20 protein-coding genes and 1 pseudogene are annotated in these 23,240 nt (G+C 39.7%); 8 read left to right on the forward strand and 13 right to left on the reverse strand.

What is annotated here, in order from left to right; genetic code table 11:
• Together AN490_RS19565 and AN490_RS19570 are read right to left on the reverse strand one after the other, a co-directional pair.
• Positions 1-495: tetratricopeptide repeat protein (locus tag AN490_RS19565; RefSeq protein ID WP_300006552.1), on the reverse strand; the 495-nt coding region annotated here is incomplete at its 3' end.
• A gap of 496 nt (positions 496-991) precedes the next feature.
• Positions 992-2,314, reverse strand: a complete 1,323-nt coding sequence (locus AN490_RS19570; protein ID WP_300006553.1) for a dihydroorotase — start codon at positions 2,312-2,314, stop codon at positions 992-994.
• Positions 2,315-2,596: 282 nt separating this feature from the next.
• On the opposite strand from AN490_RS19570, the gene lepB reads away from it, so the two are divergent.
• Positions 2,597-3,253 carry a signal peptidase I gene (lepB, locus tag AN490_RS19575; RefSeq protein ID WP_015078075.1) on the forward strand — a complete coding sequence of 219 codons (657 nt, stop codon included), beginning with the start codon at positions 2,597-2,599 and terminating at the stop codon, positions 3,251-3,253.
• An 88-nt stretch (positions 3,254-3,341) separates the two neighbouring features.
• On the opposite strand, the gene AN490_RS19580 is transcribed toward lepB, so the two are convergent.
• Entirely contained in the window at positions 3,342-3,974 is a 633-nt protein-coding gene (locus AN490_RS19580) for a bifunctional 4-hydroxy-2-oxoglutarate aldolase/2-dehydro-3-deoxy-phosphogluconate aldolase (RefSeq protein WP_041458166.1), read from the reverse strand.
• A 238-nt stretch (positions 3,975-4,212) separates the two neighbouring features.
• Here AN490_RS19580 and AN490_RS19585 point away from each other — a divergent pair, with 238 nt between their 5' ends.
• Entirely contained in the window at positions 4,213-4,461 is a 249-nt protein-coding gene (locus AN490_RS19585) for a hypothetical protein (protein ID WP_015078072.1), read from the forward strand.
• Positions 4,462-4,463: 2 nt separating this feature from the next.
• Positions 4,464-5,690, forward strand: a complete 1,227-nt coding sequence (locus tag AN490_RS19590; RefSeq protein ID WP_300006554.1) for a murein transglycosylase A — start codon at positions 4,464-4,466, stop codon at positions 5,688-5,690.
• 69 nt (positions 5,691-5,759) lie between these two features.
• Here the strand turns inward: AN490_RS19590 and AN490_RS19595 are convergent, their stop codons facing one another.
• Both AN490_RS19595 and AN490_RS19600 read right to left on the reverse strand, forming a co-directional pair.
• Positions 5,760-6,632, reverse strand: coding sequence for a DUF5895 domain-containing protein (locus AN490_RS19595; protein ID WP_300006555.1), 873 nt, complete (start codon positions 6,630-6,632; stop codon positions 5,760-5,762).
• Positions 6,633-6,870: 238 nt separating this feature from the next.
• The gene (locus AN490_RS19600; RefSeq protein ID WP_300006556.1) at positions 6,871-8,214 is read right to left on the reverse strand and encodes a histidine phosphatase family protein; all 1,344 of its coding nucleotides are present in this window, start codon (positions 8,212-8,214) and stop codon (positions 6,871-6,873) included.
• A gap of 339 nt (positions 8,215-8,553) precedes the next feature.
• On the opposite strand from AN490_RS19600, the pseudogene AN490_RS19605 reads away from it, so the two are divergent.
• Positions 8,554-9,261 (forward strand): annotated as a pseudogene (locus AN490_RS19605) (GMC oxidoreductase); the annotation flags it as partial.
• A gap of 41 nt (positions 9,262-9,302) precedes the next feature.
• Here AN490_RS19605 and AN490_RS19610 read toward each other — a convergent pair.
• The 4 genes from AN490_RS19610 to tig form a co-directional block, all read right to left on the reverse strand.
• Positions 9,303-10,130, reverse strand: a complete 828-nt coding sequence (locus AN490_RS19610; RefSeq protein WP_300006557.1) for an alpha/beta hydrolase — start codon at positions 10,128-10,130, stop codon at positions 9,303-9,305.
• A 225-nt stretch (positions 10,131-10,355) separates the two neighbouring features.
• The gene (gene clpX / locus AN490_RS19615; protein WP_148763624.1) at positions 10,356-11,699 is read right to left on the reverse strand and encodes an ATP-dependent protease ATP-binding subunit ClpX; all 1,344 of its coding nucleotides are present in this window, start codon (positions 11,697-11,699) and stop codon (positions 10,356-10,358) included.
• Positions 11,700-11,729: 30 nt separating this feature from the next.
• A complete protein-coding gene (gene clpP / locus AN490_RS19620; RefSeq protein WP_015078065.1) occupies positions 11,730-12,407 on the reverse strand; it encodes an ATP-dependent Clp endopeptidase proteolytic subunit ClpP in 678 nt (225 codons plus the stop codon).
• 168 nt (positions 12,408-12,575) lie between these two features.
• Positions 12,576-13,997, reverse strand: a complete 1,422-nt coding sequence (gene tig / locus AN490_RS19625; RefSeq protein WP_213711880.1) for a trigger factor — start codon at positions 13,995-13,997, stop codon at positions 12,576-12,578.
• Positions 13,998-14,819: 822 nt separating this feature from the next.
• Here tig and AN490_RS19630 point away from each other — a divergent pair.
• Positions 14,820-15,851 carry an aspartate-semialdehyde dehydrogenase gene (locus AN490_RS19630; RefSeq protein WP_168652134.1) on the forward strand — a complete coding sequence of 344 codons (1,032 nt, stop codon included), beginning with the start codon at positions 14,820-14,822 and terminating at the stop codon, positions 15,849-15,851.
• Between the two features lie 29 nt (positions 15,852-15,880).
• Here the strand turns inward: AN490_RS19630 and AN490_RS19635 are convergent, their stop codons facing one another.
• Entirely contained in the window at positions 15,881-16,006 is a 126-nt protein-coding gene (locus AN490_RS19635; RefSeq protein ID WP_256370306.1) for a hypothetical protein, read from the reverse strand.
• Between the two features lie 96 nt (positions 16,007-16,102).
• Between AN490_RS19635 and dapA the strand changes: the two genes are divergently transcribed.
• Positions 16,103-17,005, forward strand: coding sequence for a 4-hydroxy-tetrahydrodipicolinate synthase (gene dapA / locus AN490_RS19640; RefSeq protein ID WP_300006558.1), 903 nt, complete (start codon positions 16,103-16,105; stop codon positions 17,003-17,005).
• Positions 17,006-17,225: 220 nt separating this feature from the next.
• Entirely contained in the window at positions 17,226-18,992 is a 1,767-nt protein-coding gene (locus AN490_RS19645; RefSeq protein ID WP_015078060.1) for a ribonuclease J, read from the forward strand.
• A 99-nt stretch (positions 18,993-19,091) separates the two neighbouring features.
• Here AN490_RS19645 and AN490_RS19650 read toward each other — a convergent pair whose 3' ends face one another.
• Positions 19,092-19,799 (reverse strand): FkbM family methyltransferase, encoded by a 708-nt coding sequence (locus AN490_RS19650; protein ID WP_300006559.1) that lies wholly within the window; start codon positions 19,797-19,799, stop codon positions 19,092-19,094.
• Between the two features lie 794 nt (positions 19,800-20,593).
• On the opposite strand from AN490_RS19650, the gene AN490_RS19655 reads away from it, so the two are divergent.
• Positions 20,594-20,971: a Mo-dependent nitrogenase C-terminal domain-containing protein gene (locus AN490_RS19655; protein WP_300006560.1), complete on the forward strand. Its 378-nt coding sequence runs from the start codon at positions 20,594-20,596 to the stop codon at positions 20,969-20,971.
• Positions 20,972-20,989: 18 nt separating this feature from the next.
• Here the strand turns inward: AN490_RS19655 and AN490_RS19660 are convergent, their stop codons facing one another.
• Both AN490_RS19660 and AN490_RS19665 read right to left on the reverse strand, forming a co-directional pair.
• On the reverse strand, positions 20,990-21,148 hold the full coding sequence (locus AN490_RS19660) for a hypothetical protein (protein ID WP_300006561.1): 159 nt from the start codon (positions 21,146-21,148) through the stop codon (positions 20,990-20,992).
• Positions 21,127-22,974, reverse strand: a complete 1,848-nt coding sequence (locus tag AN490_RS19665) for a caspase family protein (RefSeq protein ID WP_300006562.1) — start codon at positions 22,972-22,974, stop codon at positions 21,127-21,129. Before AN490_RS19665 ends, AN490_RS19660 begins: the two co-directional genes overlap by 22 nt.
• Positions 22,975-23,240: the final 266 nt, after the last annotated feature.

A 23,240-nucleotide genomic window follows, 5' to 3' on the forward strand; every position in this document is an offset into this window, starting at 1 on the left:
AATAGCATATTTAGGGTCAAGTTCAATAGCTTTTTGGTAAGCAGCAACAGCCTCATCTAATTTCTTCTGGTCTCTCAGGGCAATGCCAAGACCTTTGTAAGCAATAGCTAATTTAGGATTAAGCTGTAAAGCCTTTTTATGGTACGCTAAAGCCTCATCTGGCTTACTTTGGTTATTTAATACATTACCTATACCAACATAGGCTTCTGCATCATTAGAGTTGAGTTGTAGGGCTTTTTGGTGTGCTGCTAAAGCCTCTGGTAATTTTCCCTGTCGTCGTAAAGCATTACCCAAATTGTTATAAGCTTTGCCATTATTGGGTTCAACCTGCAAAACCTTACGCCAAATCGTCTCCGCTTGGGAGTTGTCACCCACCGCTTCCGCTGTTTCACCTTGTTTAAATAGCTGTTGGACAGTATTTTGAGCAAATACAAGCTGGGGTGTGGTAGTTAGAGATAAGGTGAGCAATAAAATACTAAATATCCGATTTCGCATAATCATCTTAGATACTTGCCAGAATTTGATGCTTTAATCTTAATTTAAAACAGAGAATTTACGCAGGATATACGCAATATTATCATAATAACCACAATAATAGATACAAATTTAATATTAAACAGATAGTTGTAAACCGCATCTAAACAGGCAATTATTAACATTATGCGAATACAAAACTACAGTTATGAGTAATGGAACAGAATTAATTACACAATTGATTTTTCTGTTCCCTGTTCCCGTGAATTTAATTTTGTCCAACTCACTGAAGAAAGCCGGAAACGCAATCCAAGTAGGGGCAAACCCCCTGTGGTTGCCCTTGCAAAATAAATTGAACATTTAAAAAATCCCTAAACCAATCAATTTTGTAGGGGGCCAACCCCCTGTGGTTGCCCTAAATACCGGGGTAGGCACGGAGGCACTACCCCTACATTAAATCCAAACTTTTTATATCATTAATTTGGCCTGCTTACTTACAAGATTTTTAGCTACCTTGTCACCCATTAAAAGTTAAAGCTTGTCCACGAACTTGGGTATTTAGCTGACCTTGATTATAAACAATTTCACCGCCGACAATTGTTGTTACAGGCCAACCTGTTAAATTCCAACCTTCAAAGGAACTCCAACCACACTTGCTGACAACTTCTTCCCGTTTAACTTCATGGTAATTTTTTAAATCTACCAAAACTAAATCAGCATCATAACCAGGAGTAATTTCTCCCTTATTGGCAATACCATAAGCTACCGCGACCGCTTTAGACATCCATTGCACAACTTGGGCAACAGTACATTTTCCATCCATTGCAGCAGTTAACATTAAAGGTAAAGAAGTTTCTACACCGGGCATTCCTGAAGGGGTGTTGGGGTAAGTTTGGGCTTTTTCCTCCAGAGTGTGGGGGGCGTGGTCAGTGGCAATGAAGTCAATGATACCATCACGTAGAGCTTGCCAGAGAACTTCATTATCATGGGGCGATCGCAAAGGTGGATTCATTTGCGCTAAACTACCAATAGTGTTATAAGCATTAGTATTCAGAAGTAAATGTTGTGGTGTTACCTCTGCCGTCACCCAACTTGGTTTATCCTCACGCAGCAACTCCGCTTCCTCCGCTGTTGACATATGCAGAATATGTAACCGGCGTTGGTATTTCTTAGAAAGTTTTAATGCCAATTGGGTGGCTAATAATGCAGCTTGATTATCTTGAATTTGGGAATGAATAGCCAAATCTGTAATCCCCGCAAACTCCTGTTTTCGTTGCTTAATTCTCTCTTGATCTTCCGCATGAACAGCAATTAAACGGCTTCCTTGGGCAAAAATCGCCTCTAGAGAGTCTTCCTGACTCACCAACAAATCTCCGTGCATTGACCCCATGAAAATCTTAATTCCCGGTGTCGGCTGGGCAGAGAGTAAATCTGGTAAATTATCAGCCGTAGCCCCAATAAAAAAGCCATAATTAACTAAGCACTTCTGGGCTGCCCGTTGTAACTTATCATCTAAAGCTGATTGAGTAATGGTTAAAGGTCTTGTATTCGGCATTTCCAGAAAGGAAGTCACACCCCCTTTAGCGCAAGCACAACTGGCAGTAAACAAGTCTTCTTTGTATTCTAGTCCTGGTTCACGGAAATGCACCTGGGGGTCAATCACACCAGGCAACAAAGTTAATCCTTTTGCGTCAATCTCATGAGTGGGTGTAGCATTAGCAATTTCTTGTCCTACTTGGGTTATGTGCCTTCCTTCTATCAACACATCCCCAATCATTGACTCACCATTGGGTAAAATAATTTCAGCGTGACGAATCAGTAAACTTTGTGGATTTGACATGGATTTAAGATTTTTCGGGATAAAGGAACTATTTATGGATGATAGATAACTTTTTCTTTAAGGTAAACTTAATTGGCACGAAGAACCTTTAATTTTGGTTTTGTGTTAAAGAATGTTTATCATCAAGTAAGCTAAAAACCTGAATGTTTGTAGCTGACAACAGAAAAGCACTAGATTTTTTACTTTATTTAACTGTCATCTGCTCCATCTGGTTAAGATTAATAATATCAAGTCTATCTGTCTGAGTTCAATACTAGTCTCCTAACATACTTCAACAATTTCATGCAAAATCAAGCGTCTGATAAAAACTCTAGTCAAGAACCCGATAATTCCTGGATAGTAGAGCTAGGTAAAACGATGATCTTGAGTATCTTTCTGGCTCTAGGAATTCGTACCTTTGTTGCCGAAGCCCGTTGGATTCCTACTGGTTCTATGGAACCAACCCTCCATGGTGTCAAAGACCAGTGGCTGGCAGACAAGATTATTGTTGATAAAGTGAAATATAAATTTGCTAACCCCGAACGGGGAGATATAGTCGTATTTTTACCGCCACAAGAAATACAGAATAATCCTGAACGGGAAGCATTTATTAAAAGAGTAATTGGTTTACCTGGGGAAAAAGTAGAACTCAGAGAAGGGAAAGTATATATAAATAGCCAGCCTCTACCGGAAAATGTTTACCTATCCTCTTCTGTGCGGACTTTTGTTGAAGCTTGCAATAGTAGCGGACTCCAACCTCCTTTTTTGGCTAAACCGGAAATTATTCCCGCAAATTCTTACTTAATGCTCGGTGATAATCGTCCTAATAGTTATGATGGGCGTTGTTGGGGTGTTGTTCCCCGAAAAAATATGATTGGTCGGGCTGTAGCTCGTTTTTGGCCACTTGATAGAATGGGTGCAATTGATAAAGCTCCTGCTTATTCATCTCCAAAACCATGAGATACAAACTTGAATTATGAAACTCTTGTAGTGCGGGCATCTTGCTCGCTACATAAGTACCTCATCACACCGGAAAGTGCTGCAACTACTATTGTAACCTCTGCATGAGGGTTTTTGCTTGTTGACTGATTGCTTGCCAATTTTTCTGTAACACTGATGCTTGCGGAAATAATTCGCTACTCAACCCTACGGCTACCGCACCAACTTGCAAAAAATCTTTGGCATTTTCTAATGTCACCCCACCAGTAGGTATTAAGGGAATATGCCCAAGAGGTCCTTGTAAACTTTTGATATAACTAGTTCCTCCCACTGATTGCACAGGAAACACCTTGACACAACTTGCTCCATAATTCCAAGCGGTAATAATTTCTGTCGGTGTCAATGCACCGGGAATAATCGGAATATTTTTGGCTACTGCGGCTTGAATCATTTCGGGATCAGTGTGGGGACTGAAGAGAAATTGCGCCCCACAAGCGATCGCATCTTCTAACTGTTGGACATTAAATAACGTTCCTGTCCCAATCATACAGTTAGGTAATTTGGCGCGGAGTTGGGAAATTAATTCGGGTGCATGATCGCTATTCCAGGTAATTTCAATTAACTGCATTCCCCCAGATGCTACAGCTATGGCCATTTGCTCACCCCATACCATTTTTGGGGCGCGAATCACCGCGATCGCTCGGTGTATTTTTAACTGTGATAACCAAACTTGATTAGACATTTTTACTGTGACTTGTAGCCAAGAGGTCAAAAACCTCAAATATAAACATAACCTAGGAACAGGATCAAAACATTCCATCTTGCTGATTCACCGAAAATTATTTTCCTACCATTGCCTAATAGGAATATGCGAAATGCCGGAAACTTAAAACTTAGGAACGCAAATTTAGCCCTGAGACTGTCAAAGTGGTGTAACGTGGTGAACAATGGCGTAGCTGTATCTTTAGTCATGTAAATTTATGCCCAGAACTCCGAGTGAATATGCTGTCTTCCTGCTCTTAGACAATGGACATCGGGAAGAAGTGCGCTTTCCTACTATTCAAGAATTTCAAAAGTGGTATAGCGGTGAGCTTGTGCCAAAGTCAGCTTCTCATGATTTTATTAGCGTACCGATTAAAAATATTCAGGGAGAATATATGGTGGTACGCCCGTCTAAGATTGCAGGGATTCGAGTAGAACCAATTTTTAATTCCAGTATTGAAAGATAAAAATGAGAAAAAACCTTACTTTGCTTGCTTTAAGTCTGGGAATTGCCTTGATAAATCCACTTTCGTCAGTTGTCGCTCAAGCTCCTCATTCGCAGCCAGTTACAATCCCAGTAACGCCTGAATTACCACCAGCAGTATTACCAGCCCTCGAACCTATTAATTTAGAAACTGTTTGTACCCCCCAAAATTGCCTGGGTTTGGACGAACAACTTTGGGGTAAACAAGGTGATAAACAAGCATTGCTAAGTTCTATAGATAACAGTTTGCGCTATTTGGCAACCAATAAAGCGATCACTATCTATCAAACTTACCCAATCAAGGGAATTACCCTAAATCGGGTGCAGCGGAGTTTGCTACGCTTTCGACAACTAGTTGTAAGTTCTCAGTCAGCGGCAGAATTACAAGCTGCTGTGCGCCGGGAATTTGTCTTTTACCAGTCTGTAGGCAACGATGGTAAGGGGACTGTTAAGTTTACTGCTTATTATGAGCCTGTGTATACTGCCAGCCGTGTCAGGACTTCTGTATACAAATATCCTCTTTATCGTCTGCCCGCAGATTTTCAAAACTGGCCAAAACCCCATCCCAAACGGATTGATTTAGAAGGCAAAAATGGATTACTAGGGGATAAAAGCAAGTTACGAGGGTTAGAACTTCTCTGGTTTAGCAATCGTCTAGATCCATACATGGTTCATATCCAAGGTTCAGCCCAAATTAAATTAACCAATGGACGCAGAACATCCGTTGGTTATGCTGGAGGAACTGATTATGCTTGGACTTCCATTGGTAAAGAACTGGCAAAAGATGGCAAACTACCACTTAGTGGTTTAACTATGCCTAAATTAATTACTTATTTTCGCCAACATCCCAAGGAGTTAAGTAATTATTTACCCCGTTGGGAAAGATTTGTTTTCTTTGCAGAAACTAACGGTACACCAGCGACGGGTAGTATTCTTGTTCCTGTCACTGCGGAACGTTCCATTGCTACAGATAAATCTCTCATGCCACCGGGTGCATTAGCCCTAATTATCAATTCATTTCCTTATCCTACTAATGGTGGCAAACTGGAATCTCGTCTAGTTAACCGTTTTGTCTTAGATCAAGACACAGGTAGTGCAATTAAAGGACCGGGAAGAGTTGATTATTTCATGGGTTCTGGTGAATTAGCAGGCGATCGCGCTGGTATTTCCGGCGGTAACGGTTTACTATTCTATTTATTACTCAAAGAATAGGAGTCAGGAGTCAGGAGTCAGGAGTCAGGAGAAAGAAAGAAGAAAATTTCTCCCCTGCTCCCCTACTACCTAATACGGTGGATAACTAAATTCATCGTCATCCGCATAGACATAAGAACTAGTAACACCAGAAGTTTCTACTTTAGAAGCCTCTGGTTTAATTACTTCCTTACCAAATTCTTTGTATTCTTCAAAAGTCTTACAAATAATTGCTGACTCAGGGGAATCTGAGGCAATCATATAATCAGTTAAAGTTGAAATTGTGGGATGTTTATAATCTACAGTTGAAGCTACCAAAGCAATATTCGGTTCTATTCCTCTTTCTTCCGGTTCAATGATAGGGCAAAAAATCCCATGAGCATGAAATAAAGGACCCTTGGGAGTTATTGGTTTCTTTTGAAAACCAGCATAAGCTTTTTCCAATTCCCCAGCAAAACCGCCAGTAATTCTCCCTTGTTGATATTCAGAGTAATTTTTACCAAAACTAGCGCCGGGTGAACCACTCAGAGTTAATTGTAGAGGTGATTGATGCAAAAACTTTTTATCTTCACCGACTAAAAAAATCAAATGGCGAGTATAAATTTTGAATTTAAGTTTATCAGCTAAAAACTCTTCTTTGTAATCTTTGTATGTACCTAGTCTAATCTTGGTTTCCCGATCTTGCACAGATAACGGACCGCGACGCACAATCACCAGCTTAGGAGTAGTAGTAATAAATATTGTTTCTACTTCTCCAGAACTAAATTCATGTTCTACCTGTTGCCAATTATCATCTGCTTCAAACCCAACAGATTGAGCATTATCACGGCTAATCGCTAAACCATAGCTTTGTAAACCATCTGTACCATAGCGAGGATTGATCATTAAACCCCAGGGAATCACTTGGGACGGTGGGGCATTAAATTTCTCGTCTTCAAAGTCGAACTTAGCAGATGCTTTCATGATTTTAGAATATCAGTGTGTTTAATTTAATAAGTCTATCGTTTGTACCATATTTTGTACCATCTATCTCCGGTATCAGGCACTTTGTGAATTAGATTGTAACAATTTCCGTTTAAATCCATTAATTCATCCCTTCTTATCTGCGTTTATCTGCGTTTATCTGCGTTCAATTATTCTCAATCTCCTACTCTATTTGATATTAGGGCAATTCATCAATTACCCTAACAACTTATCTCAACTACAATGCACCAGCCGCAGTTTTATCAAGAACACCATTACTTAAATGCCCAGTAATATTCATCGCTTGCAGAACTGGATAACCTTGAATACCATGAGGATAATCAATGACACTCACAGCACCATTACCTTGACGGAAGTTCCAGAAATTCTCGTTAGATAAACCGAGAATATGGCACAACAAAGTTTTATTAGTGGCATCATGGGCTACTACTAATCCTAATTGTAATTGCTGCGATTGGGCATTTTTAACTATGGTATTCCAATCGGCAACACTCCGTTTTTTTACTTGTTCTAAATTTTCCCCTTCTGGCATTTGCACCTTTGCGGGGATTGTCCGCCAACTTTCTAATTCTCCAGGAAATTCTTGCTCAATTTCTGATTCAAATTTGCCTTCCCAAAGTCCATGACTAATTTCTCTTAAACCAGCAAATAGTTCTAATTTCAAACTAGCATGATATTTTAAGATAATTTCCGCTGTTTCCTTGGGACGGGACATGGTACTGCTAACAGCAAAATCAATATTTACGTCTTTGAGAAATTCTGCGGCTTTTGCAGCTTGGTTTCTACCATTATCATTGAGGGGAATATCAATTTGTCCTTGAAATTTGCCTTGACGATTCCATTCTGTTTCCCCGTGACGCACTAATAATAATCTTACGCCTTCGTGACCAGGACGCAAGGAAGGGAAAGTTTCACCCAAATGTTGGGTTTGATTCATGGATTCTAACTGCACTGGTTCACCCAAACCACCAGTAAAATTCAAGATACTAATTCCGCAGTTAGATTGTTGTAAGCAATGGTAACGACTGGGGGCAATTCCCAAGGCTGTGCTAATTAAGGCACGATTGATGCCATTATGACCCACAATCAGGATAGTTTCGCCTTGGTGTTGGGGGAGAACCTCTTGCCAAAACTGTTTGGCTTGAGCGTATAAAGCCAGAACTGGGAAATGTTCTCTAGTCCTGGAATCTTCATTGACAACCATGCGAAACTCGTGGGGACGTTCTTTCCAGGTGCGGTAATCTTCAGTAAAGTTTTCTTTGACTTCACTTGTAGTCATTCCTACCCACAGAGGTAAATCAACTTCTACTAAGTTTTCATCAATTTGAATCACAGGAGATTGTGTAGCTAATTGACTGCGGATAATTTCCGCTGTGGATTTTGCTCGCTGGAGGGGACTACTATAAATAGCTTGAAAGGAAATACTACTGAGGGCTTTACCTGCTTGACTGGCATCATTTTGACCTTTTGCGGTTAATGATGAGGCATCACTGCGCCCTTGAATACGTTTTTCTATATTGTAGGTACTTTGACCATGACGCACGATGATCACACGGGTCATTTTTTTTCTTTCCTCTATGCAAAGCCCTAATTTTACTGCAAAATGTCCTCCTTGGACGATTCTGCTCTGTTGCTGATAGGATTTAAAATACAGAATTAACAATTAAGACAGGCTAAATTAATGACTAATCTCTAATTTTAAACAACATAATTCATCTATTTTAACAAACTTAATAGGTAGAAGTAGAATAGCTGTATTTGCCTCCGGTTCTAGAGCAAAAAATAGTAAACAATGACTGTCAATTATTACGACTTTATCATCATTGGTACTGGTGCTGGAGGTGGAACTTTAGCCTACAAATTAGCATCCAGTGGCAAGAAAATTTTAGTTTTAGAACAATTATTGTTATTGAAATCTGCCAATGATCATCACCCCAATGGATTAGCTAATAGTTCTAATCTTGTGGGACGAAATTACATGGCACATAATTTTGCTGTGGTTATGACCTTGAATACTAAGAGGAATCATACCGTTTTTCCCAAAACTTTGGCTTTTACTGATTTTTATTGGGGAAATCAAGACTTTGATTATCCTATGGGTAGTGTGCAATTACTTGGTGGTGCAAATAAAGATAAAATCATGGCTTATGGTCCGCCTTTAATGCCAAATTTTATTGCTGAGGCTATAGCTAATCATTCTCTATCTTGGTTAGTGATAACGGAGGATTTACCAGATTTTAATAATAGGGTTTTGAATAGAAATGGGAAGGTTTTTCTGGAATATACTTATAATAATAAAACAGCATTTAATAAATTAATTCAGCAATGGATTCAGGTTTTACAGTCAATTTCTGTATTTAAATCATCTGGAACTTTACATATTCCTCAAAAAATGGGTTTAAGAGAAGTTACTCATCAATGTGGTACTTGTCGTTTTGGTGAAGATGCAAATACTTCGGTTTTGGATATCAATTGTCGGACTCATGATGTTGATAATCTTTATGTTGTTGATGGTAGCTTTTTTCCTTCTAGTGCTGCGGTAAATCCTTCGTTAACTATTATTGCTAATGCTTTGCGGGTGGGAGAACATTTATTGACAAGAAAGTAGTATTTGTAGTTATTTTTAGATAATTTTAGGCTCAAACCCAATTACGAACAACTTAAAAACTCTTTGACTTTTGCCAAATAAGTTTCTGAGTCTTCCAACATCGGAAAATGTCCCGTATTGGGAATAATATTTAATTCAACCTTATCACTTAAAGCCGCCGCTGTTTTTCCTAATTTAGCCGGAATAATAATGTCATATTCCCCAGCAATTAGCAAAGTTGGGATAGTTAATTTCGCAAATTCTCCCGGCATTGTTTCCGCTTGTTCTTGACTAACAGAAGTATAAATAGTCCCCAAAGCCGCATCATAATTAGCATTAATAAAATCTTCTAAAAAAGCCTGTCGTTCAGCTTTAGGAATAGAACGATGTAAAAACCTAGCCATAAACATTCTATCAGCCAAGGGAATTTTACTTAACCATTGGGGACGGAATTTAACTACATAACCACCGAATTGATGAAAAGCAGAAAAAGCCTTTTCATCATATTCAAAAATTCCACTACAAGTTAAAATTCCCTTTTCAACTTTTTGGGGATAACGATTAAAAAATAAAGTAGCAATAGAAGCACCCATAGAATGGGCATTAATATAAACACGATCAAGATTTAACTCATTTAATAAAACCGCCAAATCTTCCGCATATTCTGTTAATTCATAACTTAAATGAGGCTGACATTGAGAACGGCCAAAACCCCGTAAATCATATAATAAACAATCAAAATTATCTAATAAAGCCTCAGCCGTACTTTGCCAATATCTTGCTGAACCAGCCCAACCATGCAAAAAAACCATCACTGGTTTCATAACATCTGATGGTTTTTTCATCCACTCGTAATAATGATCAACACCCCGAACATTTATATAACTCATTGTCACAATTAAGAATTAAAAATTAAAAACTAACAATTGTCAATTGACAACTGACCACTGACAATTGTACGGGCGAAGCATTTGGAGAACTATTTTTGGCAATGACCGATAATTTATCTTCCAAATGCTTCTGACAACTGTACGGGCGAAGCATTTGGAGAACTATTTTTGGCAATGACCGATAATTTATCTTCCAAATGCTTCGCCCCTACTGACAACTGACAATTAAGCCGACTCTGGTTTAGGTAAAGAAGAAGGATGTACAATCAGTTCCGCAGTAGAACGTTTTTCCACCATTTCCTTAGTAATAGTACAGCGAGTCACATCCTTACGAGAAGGTAACTCATACATTACATCCAGCATCAACTCTTCCACAATACCGCGTAAAGCCCGCGCTCCAGTTTTTCGCCGATAAGCCTCTTGAGCGATCGCTTTCAAAGCATCTGGTTTAAAATCTAACTGGACATTATCCATATTCAACAGTTTTTGGTACTGTTTCACCAAAGCGCTGCGTGGTTCAGTTAGAATTGCCATCAGCGCGTCCTCATCCAGAGGATCTACCACAGCCACCATGGGAATCCGCCCAATAAACTCAGGAATCATGCCAAATTTCACCAAATCATCCGGTTGCAAATGACGCAATGTATCCGCAGCGCGTTTTTCCTTAGTTTGCACATCTCCTGGTTGAACAAAGCCGATTGACTTTTTACCCACTCTCTGATCTACAACCTTTTCCAAACCGACAAAAGCCCCACCACAGACAAACAAAATATTACTCGTATCAATTTGGATACAATCTTGATATGGGTGCTTACGTCCGCCTTGAGGGGGAACATTAGCAACAGTCCCCTCCAACATTTTCAGCAAAGCCTGTTGTACCCCTTCTCCAGAAACATCCCTGGTAATCGAGGGATTTTCACTCTTGCGGGCGATTTTATCAATTTCATCAATGTAGATAATGCCCCGTTGAGCCTCTTCCACATCCAAATCCGCCACCTGCAACAAACGCAACAAGATATTTTCCACATCTTCCCCCACATACCCCGCTTCAGTTAGGGTTGTAGCATCAGCCACAGCAAAGGGGACATCCAGAATTTTAGCGAGAGTTTGTGCCAATAAAGTCTTACCGCAACCAGTCGGACCAATAAGTAAAATATTGGACTTTTGTAGTTCTATAGCATCATCAGCCTCAACTTTGGCACTGCCTTTAGCCTGAAGAATAGCCAACCGTTTGTAGTGATTGTAAACAGCGACAGATAGCACTTTTTTAGCTTCATCTTGGCCGATCACGTGTTCGTCTAAATAATTTTTAATCTCCCTCGGTTTAGGAATTTGATTAAATGAGAGATTAGACGAACGTGTCCGCCGTTTTTCCGCTGGTTCTGACTTTTGAGTTGGTTGTGATGCTGCCGCAGTATTAGTATCCAGCAACTCCTCATCAAGGATTTCATTACACAAGTCAACGCATTCATCGCAGATGTAGACTCCCGGACCTGCGATTAATTTACGGACTTGCTCTTGAGACTTACCACAAAATGAACATTTTAAATGGGAGTCGTACTTAGACATATCAGCCTCTTATTTCAGAATGATGACGATTTACCCTGCTGTGGGCAGATTTTGTCGAGAAATGACCTGATCAATCAAACCATAATTCTTCGCCTCTTCTGCTGACATGAAAAAGTCGCGCTCGGTATCAGTTTCAATTCTTTCCAAGGGTTGACCAGTATGTTTAGACATTAACTGATTTAATTCACCCTTGATGTAAAGAATTTCTCGCGCTTGAATTTCAATGTCAATAGCTTGCCCTTGAGCGCCACCCAGGGGTTGGTGAATCATAATCCGGGAGTCAGGTAAAGACATCCGCTTTCCGGCAGTTCCAGATGTTAATAAAAATGCCCCCATGCTTGCGGCTAGTCCAAAACAGATAGTTACAACATCGGGACGTATTTGTTGAATTGTATCATAGATTGCCATACCCGCGTAGACAGAGCCACCAGGAGAATTAATGTACAATTGAATATCCTTTTCCGCGTCTTCAGAATCGAGGAAAAGTAATTGGGCAACAATAGAATTAGCGACAACATCATCTATCGGTGTTCCCAAAAAAATAATCCGCTCGCGCAGTAAGCGGGAGTAGATATCAAATGCCCTTTCTCCCATCCCCGACTGTTCTACAACCATCGGTACAATGTTGCTAGAGGTGCTTAAATTGCCACTAGCCCCGATAGGACTCAAGCTGTTGATGGGGTAATTTCCTGACTGCGATACAAGCATAATCTAGAATATTTAACAATAAATGAAATGAAATTGTGAACTGTTAACCATTATGCCTTATATGGCAAAATTCAGGGCGCAGAAGGCAGGGGCAGGGGGCAGGGGCAAGAGTAAAAGAAAGAACTTTTACCCATGACCCATGACCCATGACCCATGACCCATGACCCATTACTCAGGATTACTGGTTTCTTCTTCCTGAACTACTTCAGCAACTGCTTCAGCGGCTTCTGCTTCTGAATCTGGTTCTTCTGGAGGAGTTAAAGACCCTTCTGCTACTAGTTCCACAGAAGAACGTTCTAGTAACCAATCAACAATCTTTGTGGTGAGAAGTTCTTCTTGAACAACTCCACGTAATCTCTTTTCATCCAAATCTTGATCAGCATACTCTGTCAGCAATTCTGTGACTCTAGCTTCCACTTCTGCGGCTGCAACTTCAATAGATTCGCGTTTACCAATTTCTTGCAAAGATAGAGTCCGTTTAAGACGTTCTATAGCTTCAGGTTTGGATCTATCCCGTAATTGGGGAATAATTTCCTGGGTAAATAGCTTTTTCACATCTATTCCCTGCTCAGACAACTTCATTGCTGTTTGTGACAGCATAGCATCAACTTCTTGATCAATTAATGTTGTTGGCAAGTCTATTTCGACATGATTAAGCAATTCTGTTAATAAAGCTTCTTGCTGATTATTTCTGGTTTTATCTGCCGCTTCTTTTTCATACCGCTGGGTCAATGATGCCCGCAATTCCTCTAATGTCTCAAAGTCACTGACTTCTTGAGCAAAATCGTCATCCAACTCTGGCAATTCTTTAACTTTAATTTCTTTAAGCGTGATGGTAAACAGAGCCGCTTTACCAGATAATTCTTCGTTACCATAAGGATCTGGGAATTGAGCAGATACCTCTTTTGTTTCCCCAGGGTTCATACCCACTATCCCCAACACAAAACCGGGAATAAACTTATCTTCTTGTAACTCAACTTGAAAATCAGTTCCTTCTCCACCAGGAATTGGTTTGGGTTCACTGTCAGGATCATCACCTTCAGTTTTAGCAATTACACCCTTAAAGTCAATTACTGCCATATCACCGATTTCCGTAGCCCGTCCTTCTACAGGGACTAAAGTTCCTAACTTTTCTCTTTGGGCTTCAATAACGGTATCTACCTGGGTAGGATCATATTTAATTTCCTCCGCTTTGGCTTCTAAACCAGTGTATTGGTTTAACTTGATTTCTGGAATTACATCCACAGCCACCGCAAAAGTCAGGGGTTTTCCTGGTTCATAACTATTAATCAAATCATCAAAGGAAGAGCGTAATTGGGGCTGACCAAGAGCGGTAATTGCTTCTTGTTTAATTGCTTGCTCAATCCCTTCTTGAATGATTTCTTCTAGGGCAGTTGCCTTAACGCGAGTAGTACCGATACGTTGTATTAATATTTGCCGGGGTACTTTGCCTTTACGAAACCCAGGAATATTTACGGTCTTAGTTAAATTTCTCAGGACTTGCTCGTATTTTTGTGTGGTAATTTCCGATGTAATTTCTATTTCTAAACCAATTTGACTAGCGGGGAGTTTTTCCTGGGTAACTTTCATGCTTTATTTCTTGTTTTCTGGTATTTTAATCTGCTATCTAAATACTAGACAAGTCTAGACATTTACTTCTTACTTCAACGGGGATATGGGATTGGGCATTGGTGTCAACTTAAACTAAAAATGGCTTATCTGTTACCTTCCACAACCGTCAGGGAATAAATTCCCTGTCTCATAGCTCAAGTCCGTTAAAACGGACTAATAAATTTGCCTAGTGTTTAGTCATCAAAAGATAACTTTTATTATTAGCAAGGAGCTTGAGTTCCTTGCGGAATGGGGTTTTGCGTTAAGTTGACACCAATGGGGATTCAGTTATCCCGACTTCAGCTTACACGCTGTCTTCAAGACTTGATCATCCACTGACTAGCTATCATTCAGCTAAAAATGCTTATGAATCTCCTTAGGGAGATATCCAGTATACTGCTAAAAGTCAGGGACAAAACACTTGATGGTATTCTTCAATGGTAGCCTTAACTCCGGTAACATAACTTTACAGATCGGGCTTCTTAAAAATACCTAAAATATTAATCGCGCTTCTTTTTCTTTTTTTTTGCAGTTTGCCGTATAATAGAATATTATACGATAGTATATAACTATATTTGATCGCTATAACTTAAATTGCTGTAGACCATGGTATCAGTTAATTTTGCCATATGAATAACAAAGTCTCAAATTCCTTAATAACCATCAAAAACTGAGATATAATCACAAAAATATGCAAATTTTACTATTTAAAATCTGCTGTTGAGCGGAACGACAGAAACATTTAATTTTTAAGTTGTCCGAAAAAAAAGTGCTAATTACCTCTTAAAGGAGGAGTCGAGTTTGTCTAAGTCCTATCGTGTAGCTATTTTGGGTGCAACTGGTGCTGTAGGTACGGAGTTGCTGGAATTACTAGAAAGTCGAAATTTTCCCCTAGCTGATTTAAAATTGTTGGCATCAGAACGCAGTGCGGGAAAAACACTCAGATTCAAAGGGGAAGATATCCCAGTTGAAGCTGTGAGCGATCGCAGTTTAGAAAATATAGATATAGTCTTAGCTAGTGCTGGGGGTAGCATCTCCAAAATATGGGCTGGGATAGCTGTGCAAAAAGGAGCAGTGGTAATTGATAATTCCAGTGCCTTTCGGATGAACCCGGATGTCCCCTTGGTAGTTCCAGAAGTAAATCCCCAAGCCGCATTTACTCACAAAGGAATTATTGCCAATCCCAACTGTACAACGATTCTTATGTCCTTGGCAGTGTGGCCTTTACATCAAGTCAAACCAGTTAAAAGGATTGTAGCAGCTACCTATCAATCTGCTAGTGGTGCTGGCGCTCAGGCCATGGAGGAAGTAAAAATCCAAAGTGACGCTATACTACAAGGAAAGCAACCTGTAGCGGAAGTTTTACCTTACCCATTGGCATTTAATTTATTTACCCATAATTCTCCGATGACAGCTTGGGGATATTGTGAGGAAGAAATGAAAATGGTGAACGAAACCCGCAAAATCTTTGGTAGTCAAGAAATCAGAATTACCGCGACTTGTGTACGGGTTCCCGTCCTCCGCGCCCATTCTGAGGCGATTAATCTAGAGTTTGAAACACCTTTTGATCCAGATGAGGCCAGAGAAATTTTAAGAAAATCACCTGGTGTTAAATTAGTGGAAGATTGGCAAGCAAATTATTTCCCTATGCCCATAGATGCCAGTGGTAAAGATGAGGTTTTAGTAGGCAGAATTCGTCAGGATATTTCTCATGCTTGCGGTTTAGAATTGTGGCTATGTGGCGATCAAATTCGTAAAGGTGCAGCTTTAAATGCAGTGCAAATTGCCGAATTATTAGTAGAAAAAAATTTACTAAAATTGACTACAGTATAAGTTTAAATTCAGTCATTTGTCACCATTAATTAATAACTGACAACCGACAACTGTACGGGCGAAGCATTTGGAGAACTATTTTTGGCAATGACCGATAATTTATCTTCCAAATGCTTCGCCCCTACTGACAACCGACAACTGTACGGGCGAAGCATTTGGAGAACTATTTTTGGCAATGACTGATAATTTATCTTCCAAATGCTTCGCCCCTACTGACAACTGACAACTAACAAATTAGGAGAGAAAAGAGTGTGGGAGATTTTGGAACAGTTGTAACCGCTATGATTACGCCGTTTAAAGCAGACGGTAGTATTAATTATGATGTAGTTGCCAAACTAGCAGATTATCTAGTTAACAACGGTACAGATACATTGGTGGTGTGTGGAACAACAGGGGAATCCCCAACCCTGACTTGGGAGGAAGAATACCAATTATTTGCTGAGGTATTGCAAACTGTAGCAGGTAAAGCTAAAGTAATGGCTGGATGTGGTTCTAATGACACCAAAGAAGCGATCGCTGCCACCCAAAAAGCCGCTAAGATAGGAGTACATGGTTCTTTACAAGTAGTTCCCTACTACAACAAACCGCCACAAGCTGGATTATATCGACATTTCCAGGCAATAGCACAATGCTGTCCCGACCTGCCAATGATGTTATATAACGTTCCTGGACGCACAGGTCAAAACCTCAGTTCAGAAACAGTGGTCAAGTTAGCAGAAATTAATAACATTGTTGCCATTAAAGAAGCCAGTGGTAACTTAGATCAAGTGAGTGAAATCCGTCGCTTGACACCAAAAGAATTTGAGATTTACGCTGGAGATGATTCTTTAACCCTGCCCATGTTAGCGATCGGCTCTCAAGGTATAGTCAGTGTAGCTTCTCATTTAGTGGGTAATCAAATCCAAGAAATGATTCAAGCATGGAAAGTGGGAAAAACTCAAATTGCTACCGACATTCATCTGCAACTGTTCCCATTGTTTAAAGCTTTATTTTTAACTACCAATCCCATTCCTGTCAAAGAAGCACTAAAACTGCAAGGTTGGGAAGTAGGTTCAACTCGTCCACCCCTGTGTGACGCTGATACAGATGTATCTAAAAAATTAGAGTCAGTCATGCAAAAACTGAATTTAATCCCAGCCACAATAGGTGAGTGATTTATAAATAATGTGTACAAATTGTTACTTTATTGCAATTTAAACACCTGTGCTACAACTGAACCATATAAAAATCATTCAGTTTTAAGTCCGTTTTCGGTAAACAAAATTGAATAGGACTCTATCAAAAACTAAATTTAAACAGAAATTTGGTCTTTTCTTTCATCCCAGAAACCGAACTATCAACTGATTCACAACTAACAAAAATATCCAGGACAAAATGGTTAAAAACGAAGCTAATTCCGCTCTCAAAATTATTCCTTTGGGCGGTTTACACGAAATAGGTAAAAATACTTGCGTTTTCGAGTATGAAGACGAAATTGTCCTTTTAGACGCAGGATTGGCATTTCCCACAGAAGCCATGCACGGGGTAAATATTGTATTACCTGACACAACTTATCTCCGAGAAAATCGCCACAAAATTAAAGGGATGATCGTCACTCATGGTCATGAAGACCATATTGGGGGAATTGCTTTTCACTTGAAGCAATTTGATATTCCAGTGATTCATGGACCAAGACTAGCAATGGCAATGCTAGAGGGTAAATTGGAAGAAGCTGGGGTAAAAGATCGCACAGAATTAAGAACAGTTATGCCCCGTGACATGGTGCGAATTGGCAAACATTTCTTAGTTGAATATATCCGTAACACCCACTCCATTGCTGATAGCTTCACTGTTGCTATTCATACACCAATAGGCGTAGTTATCCACACCGGAGATTTTAAAATTGATCATACTCCCGTAGATGGTGAAAAGTTCGACTTACAACGTCTAGCAGAACATGGTGAAAAAGGCGTACTTTGCTTATTGAGTGATTCCACTAACGCAGAATTGCCAGGATTTACACCTTCTGAACGGGCTGTTTTTCCTAACCTTGACCGAGAATTTTCCCACGCAACTGGACGCTTATTTATCACGACCTTTTCTTCTAGCGTCCATCGCATTAACATGATTTTGCAACTAGCAAGAAAACATAACCGTGTAGTGACGATTGTTGGGCGTTCCATGCTGAATTTAATCGCCCATGCCCGCAATTTAGGTTATATCAAATGTGAAGATAGCCTGTTCCAACCGTTGCATACTGTGCGGGGAATGCCAGATGAAAGAGTGCTGATTTTAACTACTGGCTCTCAGGGTGAAAGAATGGCAGCAATGACAAGAATTGCGAATAAAGAACACCCCCATATCAAAATTCGCCAAGGAGATACGGTTTTATTCTCTGCTAACCCCATTCCTGGTAATACAATTGCGGTGGTTAATACCATTGATAAATTGATGATTCAGGGGGCAAAAGTGGTCTATGGACGGGATAAGGGGATTCACGTTTCTGGCCACGGTTGTCAGGAAGAACAAAAGCTGATGATTGCTTTAACTCGTCCCAAGTTCTTTGTGCCATTTCACGGTGAACATCGGATGTTAGTCAAGCATTCGGAAACTGCTCAAAGTATGGGCATTCCGGCAGAAAATATGATCATTATCGAAAATGGGGATGTCATTGAGTTGACAGAACATTCTATCCGCGTTGCTGGGAAAGTTCCAGCAGGGATTGAATTGGTGGATACTTCTAGTTCTGGTATGGTTAGTTCTAAAGTGTTGCAAGAACGCCAACGCATGGCTTCTGAAGGGACTGTGACTATTGCTGCTGCTATTGATTGGAGTGGTAAGCTGATGGCTAAACCAGAACTTCTCATGCAGGGTGTGGTGACAAGTATCGAGCGATCGCTGTTGCAAAAATGGGTACAACAACGCATTGAAGAAATTCTCAGCGTCCGTTGGTCAGAGTTTTCACCTGTTGAAGGACAACCCGCTGATACAGATTGGGGTGGTTTGCAGGAAACCTTAGAGCGGGAATTAGCTCGTTCTATGCGGAGAGAGTTGCAATGTCAACCTTCTCTGACGTTGTTGATGCAAGTCCCTGAAGAACCTGCTGCTAAGGTTTCTGATGGTAGAAGACGACGCACTCGTTCTACTGCGGTTGCTTCTTAAGAGTTAGCTCACGCAAAGGCGCAGAGGCGCAAAGGTGTTTTTTGGCATCTTTGCGCTTTTGTTTGAGAGTTAACAAGACTGTAAATTACTGCTATAGGATTATAAACGCCAAAATATACCGTCGGCTTTTAATATATTGCCACTTTTTAAATTATGATAAAGGGGCGTTAATGCTACCAATGTAAATCCTTTTTCTAATAAAAAATTAACCATATTCATAAATAATAATTCACCTTGATAATGCTCTTTAAAGGATAGCTCTAATTGAAGTCCTGATATATGTTCAAGTGAGTTTATTGCACCTGCTAAAACATCTTTTTCGTAACCTTCTGTATCAATTTTTAGAAAAACTTTATCTCCCGGTTGATAATATTCATTAAAAAGTGAATCAAATTTATGTATCTTAATTTTCTCTTGGACTGTAGATACTGAATTAGGATACATTTGATTGAGAAATGGAGTTGGTTTCAAAAGCGAACTGAATTCAGAACTTTTAGAAATGTTAATTACAGCCTCTCCATCGTAATTGCCAAGTCCACAGTTTAAAACTTTCCACTTAGTATAACTACGGGCATTTTTTTCTAACTCAGTAAAAACTGATGAAATCGGTTCAAATGATATGATTTGACCTGTATAGCCTAGTGATATTTGTCGTTCAGCATACTGACCGACATTAGCACCAACATCAAAAACTTTATTGATTCCGTATGACATAAAGGCTAGATCAGCTATTGGATGCCTGACAAGGTCATAGTTATATTTATGAAAGATCCGTCTGATATTGTATCTAAACTTATGCCAATTCATTGAACGAATCTCCATTATTGTGACGAAATTGAACTTATACGGAATACAAATACCGATGGTTCATTTTATCATCTGACAATAACCGGGGTTCATTTTTGAAGATTTATCTTTGCAATTTGTTACAATTATCCTGAAGCAAATCACTGTTTTGCTCAAAAGTAAAATAGGATTCTGATATTTTATTTTGAAGATTAGTAGTGAAGGTGGCTATATAACTAATGTTAGTAGCGTTAATACGCAAATAATGGATTTAATCCTCAAGATAGAGTTAGACTAAAGGTGAGGGGTGTAAAAATTGGGGCTATGGTGTCATTGAAAAAGCAAGTCGAAATGATGCCACAGCCAAAAGTAAGGACTATCAATAAGCTCAGAGGACTACAAGTAAAGCTCAATAGCAACACTAATACTTAGATAGGTTAAGGACAAGGTACTATAAATGACAAATTTAGTAGAAATCACGGACTAGATTTAGCTATGTAAGAATATTTTTCTTAATCTTAATTATTGATAATTATTGCTATAATAAGTTTTGTTGCAGTTAAAAGAAATCACACCTAAAGGCAGATGCCTTTATTAGAATTTTAACTGTGCCAAGTTACTAATAAGATTGAACAAGTACAGTATTGCTTTTTGGGAAATTATGGTCAGATTGACGTATTAACATATAGATTCAATCAGAGGAAGCAGTTAATTACACTCTTACAGAATTTCCTTCCTGTTCTGTGCTTCAGGTTCTTGTCATATTCTATATTCATTAGTCAAGTGAATACCCTCATAAGAAAAGAGGAATTACTGTGAAAGTATCTAAAAATACCAGCAAAAATATTTTTTTAACAAGTTGGATTTCTATAAATCCAGTAGAGGCTAGTGCAGCTAATGTTAATCCATTGCACCATGTTGCAGCTAATTCTATTTGGGACTTTTTGCGTCCTGTGCGTAATTGGCTAGATAACATCCAAGTAAGCGATCGCCTATTAGCTCATCGTTTGTGTAAATACATTCCGGCTCAGTGTCCATTTGAGCGTGATGTCAAAGTATTTGGGAAAACACTGTTTCACATTCCGCCAATGTGTAAACTTAATCCTTTATACGAAGAAGTAGTAGGTTTGCGATTTAAAGCGATGTGCTATCTAGCTGATACCTGTGGCGAAGATATTTCCCAATATTGCTAATGGGTCATAGGTAATGGGTCATAGGTAATGGGTAATGGGTAATAGGTAATAAGTAGTAGTTTTACAACTGACAACTGACAACTGACAACGAACAACTGACAACGAACAACTGACAACTGACAACTGACAACTGACAACTGACAACGAACAACTGACTAATTCTTTTGCTGTTGCCATTTTTGGATAGCATCCTGAGCATCTTCATAAGCAATCGTCACTTTTGGGACTAATATAGCAGTGGCGACAGCGGCATTAAAATCTCCTTGAGTGGCGTGGATTTTGGCTAAATCTAAAATTTTTTCACTCCACTGATTAATTGACGTTTGGGCAATTTCAAACCCAGGTTGTCCTTTTTGGATTTTTTTGGCTACTTCGATAGCGCGATTATATGTAGATGCTTGTTGAGGAATGATCAAAGCTGTAGCTGCATCTAAGAGAGTTTTATTGCTTACATATTGCTTGGCTTCTAGTTGCCATTTTTGAATGACAGTTTGGGCTTGGGTATGAAGCGGCTCTTTTTTGGTAATTAACTGGGCAGTTGCTATCGCATTTTCATATTTTCCTTGTTTGGCTTGTGCTTGTGCCAACTCTAAAATCATTTGACACCAAACCTGAATATTCTCCTGAGCTTTGGCGTATAGTGGTGCGTCCGCTGGAGTTCTTTGGGCTTTAGCGATCGCAATACTTAAATTACTCGGTTTAGTAGGGATAAGAGACATTTTTTCTAGGTCGGAAATAGCTTGATTACGTTTATGAGAGTCTGTATTTGAATTGATTTGGGCTGTACTAGGATTTTGAGGAGTGGGAAATATTTGGGGAAGTGGAAGTTTGCTAGTCCGATTATTAGATACTGTTTTTGAGAAATTTTTAAACCGGAAACTCTCATGATTACGAAGTAAAAATGTAGCAATTAAACCTACTACCACCATAGTACCGCCACCCCAAATAATAAACTGTTGCCAAATTGGTAGCTCGGACTGGGATGAAGGATAGGTGTTAGCTGTGGGGAGAGCGGGAATAAATCTGCCCCCCGGTTTGGATTCTGGGGAAGTTGCTAAGGTGTAATTGCTGCTAATAAGTGACTCTGAGGTTGGTGGAAGTGCTAAATTTCCCCCTGTCTTTATTTGGCTTAAAGTAGTCTCTACTGAGGCATTCTCTGTCCACCAAGCCTTGTCTGTGGCGCTAGAGGCACTATTTTCTAGAGGAGGTGCAGTCCGGGTGATAGCAAAACTTTCTGCTGGGAAAATTAGTGCTTCTGAGTTTTCATCTAATGTCAACGTGGGTAAAATAGCTGGCTGTTGAGAGGGAATGATAGTCACAGGGTTTTGGACTGGCCGCCAGTGGTGTTGACAAAGTTTGGGAGTAAGATAAGTCAGATAAGCGGCTAAATCGGCAAAGTTGTAGCCTTTTGCAGAACCCAAGGCTTCTAATAATGCTGCTGTGAAGAAACCATGACCTAATTCTGTGCTTTCATGGGAAAATTCTTCAGGTTGACAGGAAATAATTGCCCCCATTTGCAGTTCTTGGGCTAGTTCGATGATTTCTTGTCCTACGGGTGCATCGGCTTGAGTTCCAAAAGCGCGGTTAATATCAAAGATGAGTAAGATATTGAGTCCGGTAACTTGTAGACTCTGTACGAGCGATCGCACTTCTATCCCGGTTTCGGGAACTTGATCAGGATTCCCTGCGACTGGCATTAAATAATCTTGTTCTTTGTGGTTAACCCCGTAGCCGCTAAAAAATAACCATAGACAGTCCTCTGGCTGCCAGAATGTGGCTGCTAATTCTTCTAGCAACGAGAGGATGTTTTCCTTTGTCGGATAGGAGGATTGCTCTCCTATGGGGGGTGAAGTATTTGTCATTAACAGGCATTTTTCGGGAAGAAAACCTGCTTGTGTCACCAAAAAATCCTTAATTGCCTCAGCATCGGCTTGAGCGCAACTGAGAGGTTGAAAGGATTGATATTGATTAATGCCGATGGCGATCGCCCAGTAATTTACCATCCCGCTCTTTATCGGTTGTTTGTTGTTTGCCTGAAATTGCTGTTAGCACGGGGCTTTCACCACAAAGCTAACTTACATCTTAATAGTTTAGTTAATCTTCACCTCTCGATGAAATTAGTTGTAGTTTATACAACATAAATAATCGTAAAATACTTGCACTCGATTTCCATGATCGATCACCAAATAGAACGAAAGGCACGGAAGCCACTTGGCAATAGATGCGTGGAGGAAGTGCCAACGGCGAATTTATTCGCGGTGACATGATA

The sequence above is a fragment of the Anabaena sp. AL09 genome (assembly GCF_001672255.1).
Classification (GTDB): Bacteria; Cyanobacteriota; Cyanobacteriia; order Cyanobacteriales; family Nostocaceae; genus Dolichospermum; species Dolichospermum lemmermannii.

Coding starts and splice junctions, on each gene's coding strand:
- AN490_RS19570 (WP_300006553.1), bottom strand. CDS start 2,314: ATGTCAAATCCACAAAGTTTACTGATTCGTCACGCTGAAATTATTTTA.
- lepB (WP_015078075.1), top strand. CDS start 2,597: ATGCAAAATCAAGCGTCTGATAAAAACTCTAGTCAAGAACCCGATAAT.
- AN490_RS19580 (WP_041458166.1), bottom strand. CDS start 3,974: ATGTCTAATCAAGTTTGGTTATCACAGTTAAAAATACACCGAGCGATC.
- AN490_RS19585 (WP_015078072.1), top strand. CDS start 4,213: ATGCCCAGAACTCCGAGTGAATATGCTGTCTTCCTGCTCTTAGACAAT.
- AN490_RS19590 (WP_300006554.1), top strand. CDS start 4,464: ATGAGAAAAAACCTTACTTTGCTTGCTTTAAGTCTGGGAATTGCCTTG.
- AN490_RS19595 (WP_300006555.1), bottom strand. CDS start 6,632: ATGAAAGCATCTGCTAAGTTCGACTTTGAAGACGAGAAATTTAATGCC.
- AN490_RS19600 (WP_300006556.1), bottom strand. CDS start 8,214: ATGACCCGTGTGATCATCGTGCGTCATGGTCAAAGTACCTACAATATA.
- AN490_RS19610 (WP_300006557.1), bottom strand. CDS start 10,130: ATGAGTTATATAAATGTTCGGGGTGTTGATCATTATTACGAGTGGATG.
- clpX (WP_148763624.1), bottom strand. CDS start 11,699: ATGTCTAAGTACGACTCCCATTTAAAATGTTCATTTTGTGGTAAGTCT.
- clpP (WP_015078065.1), bottom strand. CDS start 12,407: ATGCTTGTATCGCAGTCAGGAAATTACCCCATCAACAGCTTGAGTCCT.
- tig (WP_213711880.1), bottom strand. CDS start 13,997: ATGAAAGTTACCCAGGAAAAACTCCCCGCTAGTCAAATTGGTTTAGAA.
- AN490_RS19635 (WP_256370306.1), bottom strand. CDS start 16,006: ATGCTTCGCCCGTACAGTTGTCGGTTGTCAGTAGGGGCGAAGCATTTG.
- AN490_RS19645 (WP_015078060.1), top strand. CDS start 17,226: ATGGTTAAAAACGAAGCTAATTCCGCTCTCAAAATTATTCCTTTGGGC.
- AN490_RS19650 (WP_300006559.1), bottom strand. CDS start 19,799: ATGAATTGGCATAAGTTTAGATACAATATCAGACGGATCTTTCATAAA.
- AN490_RS19660 (WP_300006561.1), bottom strand. CDS start 21,148: ATGGCAACAGCAAAAGAATTAGTCAGTTGTTCGTTGTCAGTTGTCAGT.
- AN490_RS19665 (WP_300006562.1), bottom strand. CDS start 22,974: ATGGTAAATTACTGGGCGATCGCCATCGGCATTAATCAATATCAATCC.